This is a genomic window from Alcanivorax sp. HI0083 (genome assembly GCF_001635175.1).
This window is the reverse complement of the sequence record NZ_LWFX01000411.1, coordinates 1-724: the sequence shown is the minus strand read 5'-3', so window position 1 is coordinate 724 and position 724 is coordinate 1. Positions and strand designations below refer to the sequence as shown.

The window sequence follows — 724 nt, the reverse complement described above, 5'->3', positions numbered from 1 at the left end:
ATCGACAGTTCCCTGCAAGCAGCGGAACAAATTATCTCTGCGTTACTGGAAATCAGCAAACTGGATACCGGCACCATGGCGACGCACATCCATCCCTTGCGTTTGTCGTCATTGATGACGCCGCTGGGTCAGGAGTTTTCTGCGCTGGCCAGCGCGCAAGGGCTGACGTTGCGAGCGGTGTCATGCAGTGCGGTGGTGGACAGCGATGAAGTATTGTTGCGACGGGTATTGCAGAACCTGCTGTCCAATGCGGTTCGGTATACGGATTCAGGGCGCATCCTGTTCGGTGCGCGCCGGCTGCACAATGCCGTGCGCATTGATGTGTGGGATACCGGGCCGGGGATTCCCGGTGATCAGCATGAACAGATCTTCCGGGAGTTCCATCGTCTGCCTCAGCTGCATAATCGTGAGGTAAAAGGTCTGGGGTTGGGGCTGGCCATTGCCGACCGGATTTGTCGTTTGTTGGGCCATGCCTTAACCGTCCGCTCCTGGCCGGATAAAGGCACCGTTTTCAGCGTAACGCTGCCGCTGTCCACAGGGGATGTGCCGCCATTGCTGCAGAATGAGCCGTTGCGCGAGCGTCGGGATATCCAGGGCGTGCGCGTTTTCTGTGTGGATAATGATTCCGCGCTGCTGGCGAGCCTGGTGGCGGCCCTGCAAACCCTGGGTTGCGAGGTGGTCGCGGCCAGCGGCCTGCAGGAAGCACGGGAGAAAGCGGCACAAA

At 59.4% G+C, this 724-nt stretch carries 1 protein-coding gene; it reads left to right on the top strand.

What is annotated here, in order from left to right:
- Positions 1-724, top strand: a 724-nt coding sequence (locus A3754_RS04285) for a HAMP domain-containing sensor histidine kinase (protein ID WP_197468446.1), incomplete at both ends; no start/stop codon positions are given.